This window comes from Bacillus sp. FDAARGOS_235 (assembly GCF_002073415.2).
GTDB lineage: Bacteria > Bacillota > Bacilli > Bacillales > Bacillaceae_G > Bacillus_A > Bacillus_A toyonensis.
Genome location: NZ_CP020437.2, coordinates 4,342,544 through 4,360,029, shown reverse-complemented (window position 1 = coordinate 4,360,029; position 17,486 = coordinate 4,342,544). Strand labels below are relative to the sequence as shown.

Sequence of the window (17,486 nt, the reverse complement as noted above, 5' to 3'; positions counted from 1 at the left end):
TAATGAAACAAACTCTGTATACGTTTTCTTACATCTTCTAAAAAACGGGGTACATCACCCCGTTTTTTTACAACCGCAACCTCCGCCAGTACCGCAACCTCCGCCACAGCCACCAGCATCGAAAAATGGATTTCCTGTTGGAACTTTAATAGAAGAGGATACCTCAGAACCAATTGCTACACTAACTTCATCTAATAACTTTTGTAAAGCAGTTTCTGCTCGTTTAAAGGTTGCAATCTTATCATGCAAGTCTACAGAACGCTTTAATTCCCTCATTTTTGTTGACACGATAGTATAGTCAGGATGGTATTTCCCAAAACGCTGCACTTCCTCATATCGTTCCTTCATCGCTGTAAATTGCTGAATTAATGTCTGAACTTCCACATCCTCATGCAATTCTTTATAACACTTACGATAATCTTCTGCTATATCTGAACAGATGATCGCTTTTGCAAGCTGCTCTGCCTTATCTAATATTAATACGCTTTCTAGCGTCGCTACAATCATGAGAGACACCTCCGAGTATTCATCATACCACATTTAGAATAGAACTACTAATTGAAGTGACTCACTTAAAAGAAAGATATGACTCTAACTATTTTCAAACAATCTCAGATACGCTTATACATTAATATGTTCCGCAATATTATATTTAAGAACATCCCATTCTCCGCCGTTTTCTTTCACATAACTAATACATGCATTTTTTAACGGGGTCTTAAACGTAATTTCATCTGGTGCAATTGCATGTAAAATAGCTTTTATCGCATGTGAATGAGCAACAATAATAATACGTTTACCAGAATGAGTTACTGCAACATCTTCTAAAGCAGCAAAGCAACGAGCTACAATTTCTTTATCTAACTCCATACCTTCTACTTTACCCTCCGCAATTAACTCTCTAACAGTCGCAACCGGCTTCCCTGAAGCTTCTCCAAAATTCCGTTCAACAAATCGTTCATCTAATAAAATGGATTGTAATCCAGCTGCCTCTGCGATTGCCTTAGCCGTTTCTTGTGCTCTAATTAACGGACTACTTATAATAATATCCCACGATTCTACTTGCAAAGCAGCCGCACTTTGACTCGCTTGCTTTTTCCCAACTTCATTAAGTGGAATATCTTCACGCCCCTGAATAATCTCTTGAAAATTCCAATCAGTTTGTCCATGTCGTACTAAACAAATTTCCGTCATGCTGCAACTCCTTTTTTAAATAATCCGCTTCTATTGTAACAAAAGTTCTGCATGACGGACATAGTTTTCCCTTCCAATTATGTCGTATTTTGCTGCTTCATATACTGAAACATATCAATCATGATCGAAGCAACCGCCAATTGATTTTGAAATTTTTCTACTTTATCTGGTATCGTTTTTTTGAAATGTTGCATAGCAGCCAGCTCAAAAGCTTCTTTTTCTTCAGGATTTCGGGTTAACTTCCTATACCAGTATGGCTGCTCCCTAATATAACGCGATAAGTCCTCATCAGCCTTTATAAACTCCATAAGTTCTTCTCTCATCATCTTTCCCCCTAATCCTTTTGAAAGAAAAATGGATTATTTTCTTTGGAAGTACTTTGTTCTTGTTGCGTGCGACTTCCTTGAAACTGTTGAATAACTTGTTGCACACTCCCGATAGCACTCGTCACATTAGCTAAATGATGCTGCATTTGTTCCACATCTAGCTTTTTAAAAAAAGAAAGCATTTGTCCCATCACATCAGCAGTTTTTTCCTCTTCAGTTCGATTGTCTTTTTCCTTCTCTTTTTTATTTTCTTTTACTGAAGAAAAGGCAGGCGCTCCATCAGGTCTATAAGTTGCCCATATTGGATCTTCCTCACCAAGTAAGTACCATTCTTCATAAAATTGCTGCCAAGTTTTTTGACCACTTCTAACGTCATGAACCATTTTAGGGTGATGGTTTACAAATTCTTTAAACTGTTGAACCGATGGATGTAACGGTCCTTTTGTTGTTGGCATAATCCTCACCTCTTCATGTATATCTACTTATATTGTAAGAAAAAAAAGGCGCATGGTTCGCCTATTTTTAGACGATTCATGCACCTTTTTTACACTACTTAAAGTTTCACTTTATTTTCGAATAAAGTTTTGCGTATAAAATTTATCATATACCCCAACACCTAATCCGGTAAATTGTTCATTAAATAAATTTTTTCTATGCCCCTCACTATTTAACCAACCTTGTACCGCCGCAATTCCATCACTATGTTGTGCCGCTATATTCTCACCAGCAAGCTGAAACCCTACTCGTCCTCGTTGTAAACGATCTCCTAACGTGCCTAATGTAGGTGAATCATGTGAAAAGTAATTATTGTCTTTCATATCTTTGCTATGTCCAATAGCAACATCTGCTGTTTGTTGATCCCACGTTAACAATGGTAGTTCATGACGACTTCGAATAATATTTGTTAAATCAAAAATTTGTTGCATATTCCCATTCTCTACTTGTTTCATCTTTTCTGGTGTTAATGGTTGTTCTGCTATTAATTCACCTGAATAAACAAGCTGATACGGTCTTTGGCGCAATAACGTTTCATCATCCATATAACGAACACCAACGAGTTCATGTGTGAAATGATCAAAATATAATTGTGCCCATCCATCTTCTACAGGTACTAACGGCTGTTCCATTACTTCCGTATCAGATAACTCAAATTGATAACTATTCTTCCCTCTTTTTAATGAAATCTCATGCGAGAGCGGATTCTTTTTGTATACATCTTCATATTTTTCATTTATATAATAAGGCGGTACCTTAACTTGTTCACCAGCAACATACGCTGTTACAATTTTACGTTCAGCAACTCCAAATTGAACGTACTGATTTAAATCTTGATTGTACACCCACCATTCATAACCGTAAGCAGATGGCTCTATTCGAGCTGGTTCTCCCCACTTTGCCAATAGATTTTCAGAATCTCCACCAATCATATTTAAAACAGTGTCTGAGGAGTCCTCATCGACTTGTTTTTTCTTTTTCACAATTTTATTTTCTTGTTTTGATTGAGATGGGGTTAATATATATTGTGAAACGAGTAATTTCCCGTATAAATCAACAGCTAAAATTAAAAATGTAATCATTACGATACGCAATAATTTCTTCAAACGATATACCTCCTGCACAAAACATAAAATTGAGATATACACAAATCCTTTTATTTCCTTTTTTGTGTGTACCGTACTCTTTTCACTATATCATATTTTCACAAAAAAAGTCTGGATTATCCCTTTTCTCTCAATATGAATTGCACTTTCTTATTATTCATACTATTATAAAAATAATGATGTAACATTAAAAAAGGAGGTATTATATGCAATTTACAAATACGAAATTTAATGGGGCCGTCGTTGATTTATCCCTTTTAACTGAGATTATGGAAAAGAACCATTTTGTACTAGCTGGACAGTGGGATTACGAAAGAGTTACATACGATTATAAATTTGAAATATTAAAGGATATTTATTACTTACGAGTGCGCGGAGTTGCTGTTGAAGGCGACATTGGCAGCAGACACGCTGAAGTAAAACTACTCCCTCCCTTATTAGGAAAACATTATTATCCTCACGGTGTTGAATATGGTGATGATGAGACTTTCCCAACAAATGTACTCCAAAAAAGCGAACAACTCCTACAAAATGTCGAAAAAGAGTTAAAAGCATTTCAAATTATTGAGTAAACCGAACAAGCGCATCAATATGATGCGCTTGTTCTATTTATCTTCCTTAAGAATGAATCGTCTTTTTAACTGGATACCCATAAATGGATCCATCTTTCACTTTAATCTCATCTTCCCAGGGAACTTTATACTTACCTTCAGCTAAATCTTTTACAAACGTATACGGGTTCTCTTTCACTCCACCAGGAGTCGCTACATATCCCCTTGAGCCTAAATTATATATATTATTTTCGAGCCCCCATCCTAATCTAGCCTGATCTGCTAGCTCTGGATATACTTCGGCAGTAACAATCTCCCAAGGGTTTCGGTGCCCCTGCACTAAAGTAGTCCCATCAAAATTACATACTTGTCCTTCACCAAAGTAATAAAATACACCATCATAACCCGCTAAGTTCACTGACAATGTATACATTAAATTTTGCCATGCATTTGAACGATTGGTTAACATCCATTGTTCACTAACTTGTGTGCTATATCCAGAAATACGGATCAAGACATTCGCGCCTTTATAGGCTGCTTCACGGGCTACTTCAGGGAACATGCCATCATGACAAATACAAACAGCTAATTTACTCCCTCCAGGTCCATCACAAACAGGTAAGCCTAAATCTCCAGCTTTCCAAGGCTCGACCGGCACCCAAGGATTTAACTTACGATACTTCAAAATCATTTCACCCTGTGGATCAATAATAATCGCTGTATTATAAGGTTCTCCACCATCAGGATTTCTTTCCATTATAGAAAAAACACCATACACTTCAGATTCTTTACATGCCTCAGCAAATAAGTCTGTTTCTGGCCCAGGCACTGTACATAAAAACTCTTCTGTAGTCCATTTTTTTGTATTGAGCCCTTGTGTACTATATTCGGGAAATACTATTAATTCTAATCCAGGATAACCTGATTTAGTTGAATGAATTGTTTTTATGATTTGTTTAATTTGTTTATCAATGTCTGCACGTGACTCTACTACCGGTACTGGATATTGAATTAACGCTGTTAAAAAACCACTAATCGGCTTTACCATACTTCCGCTACTACCCATTTAAATTCCCCCTTAAAATAGTTCGTGTTTATTAAAGATAACAATATAAATTTGTAACTCTCTAAAAAACTTGCACTACATATGGAATTATTACGCATGAAAGCTAGTAGTAAATTTTATATCCACTTTTAGTACACGCCAACACTAACTTAACACAAAAAGATTGAAAATTCAATCTTTTATAAATACCTAAAGCTAAAACTAAAAAAAAAGAAAAAGCATATGGAATCCCATACACTTTTTTACTTAGTCTGTAAATATGGCGGCAATTGTTGCAACTGCTCCTTATCCTTTTCGCGTTCTCTACGCGCCCATTTAAAGAATACATAGCCGATAATCGTACCGTACACTATTTCCTGGACAATTTTCATAATGATACCGCCCGTTTGTTGGTCTTGTACTACTGGCATCCAGTGCAAAAATTCTGGTCCAGTTATATTTAATTCTGATAAAGTTCCCGCAGGTACGCATAGTTCCATCGCTTTCATCCAAGCAGCTGAATCCGTATACGTTGCAAATAACGGTGCAGTTGCAAAAATTATTAATGCACAAGCTGGCGTTAATAATATACCGTTAGCAAACATATAACCAAGTTTCTTTATATCACTTAACGTTTGATATTCTGGTAACGGATTTAACATCGGCCACCACATCATGATTGCCGCAAAAAATAATATAGCGAGGCAAATCGGATGGGCAATTTGACTTTGTTTTACTGCATCAAAAACAACTGGCAAATGATAAAAAGAAAACAGTCCATTAAATACAAACAATGCAATAAGCGGTTTAGCAAAAATTTTCAACACAATCTGAACTAGCTTAAAAGAAGTAATATAACGATATAACCAAACTGGTATACCAAGTAATAATAAAGGCGGAACTGCAATATACATGACTGCCATTTCAAACATATGTGCACTAAATATAATATGGCCAATTAAATCAATAGGTCCACCCTTTACAAAATACAAAAGAACAATTCCAGACGTAAAATAAAAAATTTGCTTTTTACTTACCTTCGTCGCATTTTCAAATCGAGTTCTATATGGTCCAATAATTAAGAAGTATCCAATAAGAATCGAAAGCATAAATAATAAAAAGAATGGACTCCATAAAGCTTGAAAGCCAAATATCCATAAGTTACTCATTGTCACCCCCACCTTCCTAATGGTTATCCTTCCACATAATGTGAAGAGGGGGCTGTGACAACACAAGCCCCCTTATTCTTCACTTTTCAAATCCACACGATTGTCATAAAAGCTAAAATTGTAATTAATCCTATTAACAGGCCAGAATACAGAAAGAAACTTGCAGCCTCATGCCCTTTATGGCTCATATGCATAAAATAATACAATTGAAAAATCACTTGCACCACTGCTAATAGTAAAATAAACGGAACAGAGAAGGTTGGACTAAAAGTTTTTGGATATGCTACCGCTACAAATGCAACTAATGTCAGGAAAATCATTAGCGCAAACGTAATAACTTGGTGCTTCATCTCCTCTGCACTTTTTCTCTTCCGATAAACAAGATCCACCTTAGGATTATTTGTTTGTCTTATCGCCATTGTTTATCCCACCATTCCCATTAAATATACTACAGTGAAAATAAACACCCAAACTACGTCAATAAAGTGCCAATAAATTGATGCAACATAAAACTTTGGTGCGTTGTATAAATTTAAACCACGCTTCGCATTTCTAAAAATTAATGTTAAAATCCAACACAATCCAAACAATACGTGAAGTCCATGTGTACCAACAAGAGCATAAAATGCAGAGCCAAATGCACTACTTCTCATAGTATGCTTAAATTCATGTGTATAATGATAAAACTCATATATTTCAAATCCCAAAAACCCTAAGCCAAGCAACACTGTTACAAGTAGCCAAAGTTGCATTTTCTTAAAATTAAAGTTTTTCATATGGTACATCGCATATACACTCGTTAAACTACTCGTTAATAAAAGCATCGTCATAATGAAAACGAGCGGCATTTGAAACATCTCTTGAGATGTTGGTCCACCATTTGTAGAGTTTTTTAATGCTAAATATGTGCCAAACAAGGAAGCGAACAATACTGTTTCGCCTCCAAGAAATAACCAAAAACCGACAAACTTATTTTTCCCCTCAAGGGTTGCTTTTTCAGGCTCTGCTGGAAATGTTTCATTCGTTAATTTTTCATCTACATGCATTATGCCTTGCCCCCCTTATCCTCTAAATCTTCCTTATGAATATGATATCCATGATCATCGACTACTGAACGAAGGAACATTGCGCCAAATGTAATGATTAAACCAATAATTGCTACTAATAACCAGAACTTATCTTTTCCACCTTGCATATACATTGCACCGAATGCCGCTATGAATAAGCCTAGAGAAATGATAAATGGTGAAAATGAAGCATTTGGCATATGAATATCACCAACTGGTTCCGCCGCCGTCATCTCTTTATTACCTTCACGTTTTTCAATCCAAAACGGATCTAACCCGCGAACAAATGGTAATTGTTTGAAATTATATTCCGGTGTAGGTGCTGGCATTGTCCATTCTAGTGTACGTCCATCCCATGGATCACGACCAGCCTTCTCTTTTGATACAGTTGTTTTTATTACATTGAATAGAAGAACAATCGTTCCAAGAGCCATAAACACAGCTCCAATAGAACTAATCATATTCCCCATTTCCAATCCTTGCCCCTCAAGATATGTGTAGTAACGACGTGGCATACCAATCAATCCAAGGAAATGCTGAATAAAGAATGTTAAATGGAAACCGATAAAGAATAACCAAAATGTTATCTTACCTAATGTTTCATTTAATATTTTATTAAACATCAGTGGCCAATAATAATGAGCCCCTGCAAGTAAACCAAATACAACACCACCGACGATTACATAATGAAAGTGCGCTACTACGAAATAGTTATCATGAAATTGATAATCAGCTGGTGCAGATGCAAGCATAACGCCTGTAACTCCACCCATTACGAATGATGGAATAAAAGCTACCGCCCACATCATCGGTGTTGTAAAACGAATACTTCCGCCCCACATTGTAAAGAGCCAGTTAAATATTTTAATACCTGTCGGAACCGCAATTGCCATTGTCGCAACTGAGAAAATAGCATTTGCAACTGGACCAAGGCCAACAGTAAACATGTGATGCGCCCATACCATGAATCCTAAAAATCCAATTAATACTGTCGCAAACACCATCGATGAATAACCAAATAATCGTTTTTTCGAAAATGTCGCGAAGATTTCTGAGAATATTCCGAAAGCTGGGAGTATAAGAATGTATACTTCCGGATGACCGAAAATCCAGAATAAATGCTCCCATATAATTGTGTTCCCACCTAATGCTGGATTAAAGAAACTTGTTCCAAATAAACGATCTAACATTAAAAGTCCTAATCCTACAGTTAACGGCGGAAAAGCAAATAATATAAGTGAAGATGTTACAAACGTTGTCCATGTAAACATCGGCATACGCATATACGTCATTCCTGGCGCACGCATATTAATGATTGTAACAAGGAAGTTAATACCTCCAATTAATGTACCAATACCTGAAATTTGCAAGCCGAGTACATAAAAATCAACACCATGGCCTTTAGAAGCTAAAGCTAATGATGCATAAGATGTCCATCCTGCATCAGGTGCTCCACCTAAAAACCAACTTAAATTTAAAAATACTCCACCAAAGAAAAATAACCAAAATCCGAGTGAATTCAAAAACGGGAACGCTACATCACGCGCACCAATTTGAAGTGGCACGGCGGCGTTCATAAATGCAAACACGAGTGGCATAGCTGCGAGGAAAATCATTGTTGTACCGTGCATCGTTAATACTTGATTATAAGCATCCCCAACAAGAAAAGCGTTGTTAGGAATCGCTAATTGAAGGCGAATAAATAGTGCTTCTATTCCGCCTATTATAAAAAACAATCCACCTGCAATTAAATAGAGAATGGCAATCTTTTTATGGTCTACTGTCGTTAAATAATCCCATATGACAGCACCCATCCCCTGTTTTTTTGCTACAGAGCTCACGTTTTCAACCTCCCCTTCGCGAATAATCCCTCTTTACTTTTCAATCTTTAACGTTTGTAAGTATGCATTTAATGCATCAATTTGATCATCCGTTAAGTTGCCATATTTACCAGTCATTTTATTTCCTGGCTTCATATTTTCAGGATCTTTCAGCCATTTTTTTAAGTTTTCTTCATTATTTTCGGCAATACCAGCAACCGTATCACGATCAGCAAAGTTCGCTAAGTTTGGTGCGATACGAGCGGAAGGTGGTCTACTATCATTAGATCCAACTGCATGACAACCAATACAGCTTTTATTAAATATTTCTTGGCCCTCTTGCGCCTTTGTTGAAGCTACTTCTTTTTTCCCATCAATCTTCTTCATATCAGCAAGCCATTTTTTGTACTCGCTTTCATCTAAAGCTTTCACTTTAAATTGCATTAAAGAATGTGACGGGCCGCAAAACTCTGTACAAAAACCATTATAAGTGCCCGATTTATCTGCCTTTAACCACATTTTGTTTACATTGTCTGTATTTGTATCCATTTTACCAGCTAAAGATGGAACCCAGAATGAATGTTTAATATCGGCACCCTTCAAACTCAAATACACTTTCTTACCTGTGGGGATAACTAAATCTTGAGAAGTTACTATTTTTTCTGATTTATAAGAAAATTCCCACCAATAAAGATTCGCTGTTACATCAACAACGATCGTATCTTTATCAATATTCTTTTTCTCCATCGCACTTACATCAGCAAGTTTGAATGTATATGTAACCGTCGGAACAGCTAAGATTAGTAAAAGAATAATCGGAATAACTGTCCATATAATTTCTAGTTTGTGATTCCCTTCAACTTGTTCTGGAATATAATCTTCCTGACCTTTCTTTTGTCGGAAACGCACAATTACATACAAGAAAATAATAGTAACTACTAGTACTACTCCTACCATGATCGCACTCGCTAGTAAGAGCAGATCATATTGCATTTTTGCTACTTCTCCTTGCGGAATTAAAGTAGATTGAAAGGCTTTACCGCATCCCCCTAACAGTAAAGCCAGCAGTGAAACGAACGAAAGCAGTCGCCACTGTTTCTTCATACAAACAACCCCCACTTTCCTTGTGAATTAGATTGTACTTTATAGTTAAGTAAAGTAAATCTCAACGTAAAGAAATCCAATTATGTCGTTGTCTTAGAAGAATGTAACTACAATCATTGATACAAATAAGATTGTTAAATAATTTAGGGAATAAACAAACATTTGTACGGACCATTTGATGTCATCCTTCTTACGGAAGCCATAAAATCCTAAAACGATCCATCCGATGTTAAGCAATGTTGCAAGTACCATAAATGTTATCCCAAGTCCACTCATATAAAATGGTAGTGGTAATAAACATACTGTCCAAATCATAATTTGGCGTTTCGTAATTTCAAATCCATGAACTACAGGAAGCATTGGAATTCCTGCATTTCGATATTCATCAACACGTTTCATCGCTAACGCAAGGAAATGTGGGATTTGCCAAATAAACATAATTAAAAATAACATCCAAGCAATTGGATGGCCTAAAGATGGATCAATTGCTGCCCATCCAATTAAAGGTGGAACTGCTCCAGAAATACTACCTACAACAGTATTTAGCGTATACTTTCTCTTTGTCCATAAAGTATATAAGACAACATATGTGAAGGCACCAATAAATCCCATTAATACTGCCATCGGTGTTGTTAATAATAAGAATACAAATCCAAGTAGTAATATAACTAGTCCAAATGTAAGTGCAAAACCTGGTTTATACTTTCCTGTAACCGTTGGACGGGTTTTTGTTCTTTCCATTAACGGATCGATGTCTCGATCAATGTAGTTATTTAAACAACATACCCCTGCCATAATTAATCCGGAACCAACGATTGTAAAAAATAGCTTATCCAGATTGTCCATCACACTTAATCCATTAAAGTGTAACGCCAACCAAAATCCTGTAAATACAGTAAGTGTATTTGAGTTTACAATCCCCATTTTAACGAGCGCTGATAAATCTTGTAACCGAGTTGTTTCGGGTACACTTGTTACAGCTGACTCATCATGCAGCTCACTTGTTGCATGGTTCATCACTTTAACCCCCTCTTAAAACTTTCATCTTTCTTTTTGCGCCTATTTCGAATGAAATAATTCGCTTCTATATAGCAATATTATTACAGTAGAAATATTGTTAACCCATTCTACTACTAATCTACGCCCATACTCCAATATATTAAATCATATTTCCCGAACATTTTGTGAAGAAAACATGAACTTTTTGTGTCGAATATAAAAAAGCTTACTTCTTACTTATCCTTATCATAACATGATGTTACTTTCTATAATAAACTATTTTGTCATATTTAACACGTATTCTCCCCATTTCTTTTCAAAACAGCCTATTTTCCTCCTAAAAATTCCCTTATAAATTCTATTTTCACACCCTTTTTCTCCCCTTTGTCTTCCCCCTCCATTTCTTTGCTATTTTATTATTTTTTATATATCATAGGAACTAGCGCGTTTTATTCTATACATAATGGAATGAAAATATTTCGCAATAACTTCATAGCAGAAAGATGGTGAAAGAGATTGCAACGCTTTATTAAATGGTTAGCAGTCATTACAAGTCTTGATTTATTAGTAGTATTATTAGGAGGCGCTTTAGTTACAAAAACAGGTTCTGGCCAAGGCTGCGGTAAATCATGGCCGCTTTGTAATGGTGAGTTAGTTCCATCTAATTTATCGATGGAAACTATTATTGAACTAAGTCACCGCCTTACATCAGGATCAGCAGGAATACTTGTCACTCTCCTTTGTATTTTATCCTGGAAGTATTATAAACATGTGCGCGAAACAAAAACGTTAGCAATTTTATCCTTCGTATTTTTAGTTGCACAAGCATTAATGGGAGCGGCAGCCGTTGTTTGGGGTCAAATGCCAGCTGTACTTGCTATCCATTTTGGTATTTCCTTAATTTCATTCGCTTCTGTTATTTTGTTAACGTGTCTTATTTTTGAAATTGATCAGAAATTTGATGCACGTTCACTTATTATGGATAAAAAAATGAAATTTCACATTTATGGTGTAACAATTTACAGTTATATCGTCGTCTACACAGGGGCTTTAGTACGTCACGAACGAGCTAGCTTAGCCTGTCCGGACTTTCCTTTATGTAGTAAAAATAGACCATGGCCGACTCAATTACATGAGTGGGTTCAAATGGGGCATAGAGCTGCAGCGATATTAATATTCCTTTGGATACTATACGCAATGATTATTGCTATTCGTCAATATAAGCAACAAAGCGTAGTATACTGGGGATGGATTATTTCCTTTATTCTTGTAACACTTCAAGCTATTGTTGGGATTTTAGTTGTATATACAAATGCTAGTTTAGCAATGGCATTATTACATTCCCTATTCATTTCTTGCTTGTTTGCTGTATTATGCTATTTAGTTATGTTAGGAACAAGAAGTAAAGTGAACGCAAAAGAATCCGAATCAACTTCTAAACAAACAAAATAATTTAAAACTGAAATCCCTTGCCGAATCGGCAAGGGATTTTTTGCAATAAAAAAAGAGCTGTATTTACACAGCTCTTTCCTTATTTTAGTGATCTAATTCAATAAGTAAATCACCCGTTTGAATTGCATCACCATCGTTAACATATACTTTCTTCACTTTACCATTGAACGGCGCTTGAACTGTCGTTTCCATTTTCATCGCTTCTGTAATTGCCATAGAATCGCCTTTTTTCACTTCATCGCCTTCTTTTACAACTACTTTAATAACCGTTCCTGGCATCGTTGCGCTAATATGGTTTGGATTTTCACGGTTTCCTTTCACACGTTGTGCAACTGTTGCTTTCACACTTTCGTCTTTCACAACAATCTCACGTGGTTGTCCGTTAAATTCTAAGTAAAGAATACGATTTCCATCCGGCTGAGGTTCTCCAATTGATACTAGTTTAACCATCAATGTTTTACCTTGCTCAATTTCCACATCAATTTCTTCACCAAGTCTCATACCATAGAAGAATGTCGGTGTATCAAGCACAGATACATTACCATACATCTCAGCAACTTTTTCGTAGTCCATAAATACTTTCGGATATAACGCGTACGCAACTACATCAAAAATCGTTACTTCGCGTCCAAGTTTATGGAATAACTCTTCTTTTAAAGCATCAAAATCTACTGGCTCTAACAATTCACCCGGTCTTACTGTTAACGGCTCTTTCCCTTTTAAAATAATCTTTTGTAATTCTTTCGGAAAACCACCGTACGGTTGACCTAAATCACCAGAGAACATTTCAACAACAGATCCTGGGAAATCCAAAGCATGTCCACGCTCTAAAATATCTTGTTCTGTCAAATGGTTTTGAACCATAAATAATGCCATATCACCAACAACTTTTGAAGATGGCGTTACTTTTACAATGTCTCCAAACATGTCATTCACACGACGGTACATTACTTTCACTTCATCGAAGCGATCTCCTAAACCAACCGCCTTTGCTTGTTGCTGAAGATTACTATACTGCCCACCCGGCATTTCGTGCATATATACCTCTGTGTGAGGTGCATTCATACCACTTTCAAACGGTGCATAGTATTTGCGTACATCTTCCCAGTAATGAGATAGTTTTTCTAATGAATCTATATTAACATCTGGTTGTCTTTCATTTCCGCCTAATGCGTAGTATAGTGTGTTCGCACTTGGTTGTGACGTTTGACCTGCCATTGAACTCACCGCTACATCGACAATATCAACACCCGCTTCAATTGCCTTCGTATACGTTAATATACCGTTTCCGCTCGTATCATGTGTGTGCAAGTGAATCGGAATCGATATTGTCTCTTTTAATGCAGAAACTAAATCGTATGCAGCATTAGGTTTTAATAAACCTGCCATATCTTTAATACCTAATATATGAGCACCTGATGCTTCTAATTCTTTCGCCAAGTTTTTATAATAATTCAAATCATATTTACTACGTAACGGATCATGAATATCTCCTGTATAACACATTGTCGCTTCTGCAATTTTGCCAGTATCTCGTACAGCATCAATCGCAACTCTCATACCTTCTACCCAGTTTAAACTATCAAAAATTCGGAATACATCAATGCCAGCTTGAGCAGAACATTCCACAAATTTTTGAATTAAATTATCTGGATAGTTTTTGTAACCAACTGCGTTTGAAGAGCGAAGTAACATTTGGAATAAAACATTCGGCATTTTTTCACGAAGATCTAGTAATCGTTCCCATGGATCTTCTTTTAAGAAACGATACGCAACATCGAACGTTGCACCGCCCCACATTTCCGCTGAGAATAAGTTCGGTAACATTCTCGCTGTCGGCTCTGCAATTTGATGTAAATCTTTTGTACGAATACGAGTTGCAAGTAGTGACTGATGCGCATCACGGAATGTTGTATCAGTTAAAAGTACACGTTTTTGATCTTGAACCCACTTTACTAATCCATCCGCTCCACGCTCATCCAAAATTTGTTTTGTTCCATTTTGTATCGGCTCTGAGTGTACTACATTTGGTATACGAGCATCCGGGAAAATTGGTTTCTCTTTTTTCCCTACTCCCGGGAAACCATTTACTGTTACTGAACCAATGTAATTTAACATTTTCGTTCCGCGGTCTTTACGTTTCGGGAATAAGAACAGTTCAGGTGACGCGTCAATAAACGACGTATCATATTCTCCTGATAAGAAGTTTTTATGTTTTACTACATTCTCTAGGAATGGAATATTTGTTTTAATACCACGAATACGGAATTCTTTTAAGTTACGTTCCATTTTTGCAGCAGCTTGTTCAAAAGTAAGAGCCCAAGTCGTAACTTTTACAAGTAAAGAATCGTAGTACGGTGTAATAACTGCACCTTGGAAACTATTACCTGTATCAAGACGAACACCAAAGCCACCGCCTGATCGGTACGCCATAATTTTTCCTGTATCCGGCATAAAATTATTTAGTGGGTCCTCAGTCGTTACACGAGATTGGATTGCAAATCCGTGCACAACCACTTCTTCTTGCTTCGGAACACCTACCATTTTACTATGTAATGCATGTCCATCAGCTATTAAAATTTGCGATTGAACGATATCCACTCCTGTAATCATCTCTGTAATCGTATGTTCAACTTGAACACGTGGGTTTACTTCTATGAAGTAAAACTCATCACCTTTTACAAGAAATTCTACCGTTCCTGCGTTTAAATAGTTTACATTTTTCGTTAACTTCACAGCAGCTTCACAAATACGTTGACGCAAATCATCTGAAAGCGAAACGCTTGGTGCGATTTCGACAACTTTTTGATGGCGACGTTGCACAGAACAGTCACGCTCGAATAAGTGAACAACATTGCCTTCTTCATCTGCTAAAATTTGTACTTCTATATGTTTAGGTTTTTCAACGAATTTTTCAACGTATACTTCATCATTACCAAAGGCTGCTTTTGCTTCTGATTTCGCGCGATTATACGATTCTCTTAATTCTTCACTAGCTCGTACTATACGCATACCTCGACCGCCACCACCAAGGGACGCTTTAATAATAATCGGGTAATCATACTTTTCAGCAAACTCTTCGACTTCTTCTATTGAATCTATTGGGCCATCACTACCAGGAATAACCGGAATTTGTGCTAGCTGCGCTTGTGTTCTTGCTTTCACTTTATCTCCAAACATATCTAAATGCTCACTTTTCGGACCAATAAAGATAATTCCTTCTTCTTCACAACGTTTTGCGAATTGGATATTTTCTGACAAGAAACCATATCCAGGGTGGATTGCATCTACATGATTGCTTTTCGCAATCTCAATAATGCCCTCAATATCTAGATAAGCATCAATTGGCTTTTTCCCTTCCCCAACTAAATAGGACTCATCGGCTTTATAGCGATGATAAGAACCGCTATCCTCTTTAGAATAGATTGCAACTGTTTTTAATCCAAGTTCCGAACAAGCTCGAAACACACGAATTGCAATCTCTCCACGGTTAGCTACCAATACTTTTTGAATACGTTGCAGCTTTGTCATGATTTTCCCCCTCTACTTTCCTACCACTCTAGAGATAAAATATATACACACCATAAAAAGCGTGAAGTTCTTCACTTTCCACATTATATTATACTTAGAAAGTTTCACTTTATTTTTATCCATCATACCTTATTTTTTAACAAATGATAAGTTTTCTGTGCAATTTGTTTCACAAAAATAGTATAGCATACCTCTTCCTTTTCGAACAACCTAATTGTATATCACATTTGTTTTAATGTGATATATCTTTTGGATATAAAAACAATTAATATATCACATTTGAAATTACTTTAAATAAAAAAACACATTGTGCTCTACAGCGCAATGTGTTTTTATTTTACAACTACAAGATGCGGTCCACCCTGTTCTCTTTCTTTAACTAACTCATTTTGTTGTTTTTCTTGTCTTTTCACATGACTAGCAATATTCAATAATATCCCCATCGCAAGTAGATTAGCTAACAAGGAACTTCCGCCGTAACTAACAAAAGGTAACGGTACCCCAGTAAGCGGTATTAATCCAGACATACCACCGACATTGATAAACGTTTGAACTCCAAACAAACTTGCAATTCCGATGGCTATTAAACTTCCAAATGGATCTGTACACTTTTGCGCCACTCTAAATGAGCGAATGATAATTAACAATAAACAGATTAAAATGATAGCTACACCTATAAAGCCTAGTTCTTCAGATATAATCGCCATAATAAAATCCGTTTGGGGCTCTGGTAAGTATCCATACTTTTGCACACTATTCCCTAACCCTCTACCATTTAACCCACCTGAAGCAATTCCAATAAATGAATTTACCAATTGGAATCCATCATTTTGAGGATCGTTAAACGGATCTAGAAAAACTGAAAATCGCGCTTTTTGGTATGAACTTAATTTATAATTCCCAATAAAATACAACATTGGGACCCATACTACAGACGTTAATAAGAATCTTTTTATCCATAAATTAACACTAACTCCTGAACAAAGAAACATGATTCCTACCGTTCCCGCAATTAACATATCGGTACCTAAGTCATTTTGCTTTAAAATTAAAAACATGATTAAACCAATACCTAAAAGTACCGGTCCCGATCCTTTGAAAACAGACGTATTTGTTTCTTGCCTTTTCGCAAAAAAATGAGCCAATACGAGAATAACTGTTATCTTTACAAATTCCGCAGGCTGTATTCCAAATATCCATCCATTTGCACCATTTACTTTCTTAGTGAAAAAGGCTGCTGCCGCTAATAAGGCAACACTAGCACCGTAACTTCCCAATAAGAAAATTCGTTTTCTCCACACTTTATATGGGATAATAGCCATAATTATTAATACCATTGTCCCAGCAGCTAAAGTAAGTAATTGTCTTTTAAAAAAGAAATTTGCTGGTTTATCAAACCGCGAAATCGCAACAATGGAACTAGAACTATATACCATTATGACTCCCAGCACACATAAAATAACAAGAGGAAGTAATAATGAATAATCCATTGATTTCCATATTCTTTTCATTTCATTTCCTCTCTCTGTTTCAAATTAATTATTGTTGTATTCCATATGTATATACGTTCTTCCTGCTTTATTATACAAATAAAAAGCTCAAACTGTTTTAGTTTGAGCCCCCTTAT

Annotated in this window: 16 protein-coding genes; 2 read left to right on the top strand and 14 right to left on the bottom strand. The window is 36.2% G+C overall.

Translation table 11 applies throughout. The features are described 5' to 3' along the window. Nucleotides 1-54: 54 nt before the first annotated feature. The 5 genes from A6J74_RS24925 to A6J74_RS24905 form a co-directional block, all read right to left on the bottom strand. The gene (locus tag A6J74_RS24925; RefSeq protein ID WP_000634357.1) at nucleotides 55-507 is read right to left on the bottom strand and encodes a YlbF/YmcA family competence regulator; all 453 of its coding nucleotides are present in this window, start codon (nucleotides 505-507) and stop codon (nucleotides 55-57) included. A 114-nt stretch (nucleotides 508-621) separates the two neighbouring features. Next, nucleotides 622-1,194: a histidine phosphatase family protein gene (locus tag A6J74_RS24920; protein WP_000134950.1), complete on the bottom strand. Its 573-nt coding sequence runs from the start codon at nucleotides 1,192-1,194 to the stop codon at nucleotides 622-624. 77 nt (nucleotides 1,195-1,271) lie between these two features. Next, nucleotides 1,272-1,517 (bottom strand): YlbE-like family protein, encoded by a 246-nt coding sequence (locus tag A6J74_RS24915; protein ID WP_001206442.1) that lies wholly within the window; start codon nucleotides 1,515-1,517, stop codon nucleotides 1,272-1,274. Between the two features lie 11 nt (nucleotides 1,518-1,528). After that, nucleotides 1,529-1,975, bottom strand: coding sequence for a YlbD family protein (gene ylbD / locus A6J74_RS24910; RefSeq protein ID WP_001143329.1), 447 nt, complete (start codon nucleotides 1,973-1,975; stop codon nucleotides 1,529-1,531). 111 nt (nucleotides 1,976-2,086) lie between these two features. Continuing rightward, on the bottom strand, nucleotides 2,087-3,121 hold the full coding sequence (locus A6J74_RS24905) for a CAP domain-containing protein (protein ID WP_000735382.1): 1,035 nt from the start codon (nucleotides 3,119-3,121) through the stop codon (nucleotides 2,087-2,089). 206 nt (nucleotides 3,122-3,327) lie between these two features. On the opposite strand from A6J74_RS24905, the gene A6J74_RS24900 reads away from it, so the two are divergent. Beyond that, nucleotides 3,328-3,693, top strand: coding sequence for a YugN family protein (locus A6J74_RS24900; protein ID WP_001160934.1), 366 nt, complete (start codon nucleotides 3,328-3,330; stop codon nucleotides 3,691-3,693). Between the two features lie 46 nt (nucleotides 3,694-3,739). On the opposite strand, the gene A6J74_RS24895 is transcribed toward A6J74_RS24900, so the two are convergent. From A6J74_RS24895 to ctaB, 7 genes are all read right to left on the bottom strand, one after another. After that, the gene (locus A6J74_RS24895; protein ID WP_000535796.1) at nucleotides 3,740-4,738 is read right to left on the bottom strand and encodes a formamidase; all 999 of its coding nucleotides are present in this window, start codon (nucleotides 4,736-4,738) and stop codon (nucleotides 3,740-3,742) included. Between the two features lie 242 nt (nucleotides 4,739-4,980). Next, entirely contained in the window at nucleotides 4,981-5,886 is a 906-nt protein-coding gene (ctaG, locus tag A6J74_RS24890) for a cytochrome c oxidase assembly factor CtaG (protein WP_000069006.1), read from the bottom strand. 86 nt (nucleotides 5,887-5,972) lie between these two features. Further along, nucleotides 5,973-6,305 carry a cytochrome c oxidase subunit IVB gene (gene ctaF, locus A6J74_RS24885; RefSeq protein WP_001007827.1) on the bottom strand — a complete coding sequence of 111 codons (333 nt, stop codon included), beginning with the start codon at nucleotides 6,303-6,305 and terminating at the stop codon, nucleotides 5,973-5,975. Between the two features lie 3 nt (nucleotides 6,306-6,308). After that, nucleotides 6,309-6,932, bottom strand: a complete 624-nt coding sequence (ctaE, locus tag A6J74_RS24880; RefSeq protein ID WP_000557861.1) for a cytochrome c oxidase subunit III — start codon at nucleotides 6,930-6,932, stop codon at nucleotides 6,309-6,311. Further along, nucleotides 6,932-8,767 carry a cytochrome c oxidase subunit I gene (gene ctaD, locus A6J74_RS24875; protein ID WP_170957719.1) on the bottom strand — a complete coding sequence of 612 codons (1,836 nt, stop codon included), beginning with the start codon at nucleotides 8,765-8,767 and terminating at the stop codon, nucleotides 6,932-6,934. Before ctaD ends, ctaE begins: the two co-directional genes overlap by 1 nt. Before the next feature lie 60 nt (nucleotides 8,768-8,827). Continuing rightward, nucleotides 8,828-9,877, bottom strand: a complete 1,050-nt coding sequence (gene coxB / locus A6J74_RS24870; protein ID WP_000745274.1) for a cytochrome c oxidase subunit II — start codon at nucleotides 9,875-9,877, stop codon at nucleotides 8,828-8,830. A gap of 93 nt (nucleotides 9,878-9,970) precedes the next feature. Then, nucleotides 9,971-10,894 carry a protoheme IX farnesyltransferase gene (gene ctaB, locus A6J74_RS24865; RefSeq protein WP_001015063.1) on the bottom strand — a complete coding sequence of 308 codons (924 nt, stop codon included), beginning with the start codon at nucleotides 10,892-10,894 and terminating at the stop codon, nucleotides 9,971-9,973. Between the two features lie 498 nt (nucleotides 10,895-11,392). On the opposite strand from ctaB, the gene ctaA reads away from it, so the two are divergent. Further along, on the top strand, nucleotides 11,393-12,328 hold the full coding sequence (ctaA, locus tag A6J74_RS24860; RefSeq protein ID WP_001188753.1) for a heme A synthase: 936 nt from the start codon (nucleotides 11,393-11,395) through the stop codon (nucleotides 12,326-12,328). An 84-nt stretch (nucleotides 12,329-12,412) separates the two neighbouring features. On the opposite strand, the gene pyc is transcribed toward ctaA, so the two are convergent. Further along, entirely contained in the window at nucleotides 12,413-15,859 is a 3,447-nt protein-coding gene (gene pyc / locus A6J74_RS24855) for a pyruvate carboxylase (RefSeq protein ID WP_000164045.1), read from the bottom strand. A 332-nt stretch (nucleotides 15,860-16,191) separates the two neighbouring features. After that, a complete protein-coding gene (locus A6J74_RS24845) occupies nucleotides 16,192-17,370 on the bottom strand; it encodes an FtsW/RodA/SpoVE family cell cycle protein (RefSeq protein ID WP_000822961.1) in 1,179 nt (392 codons plus the stop codon). Nucleotides 17,371-17,486: the final 116 nt, after the last annotated feature.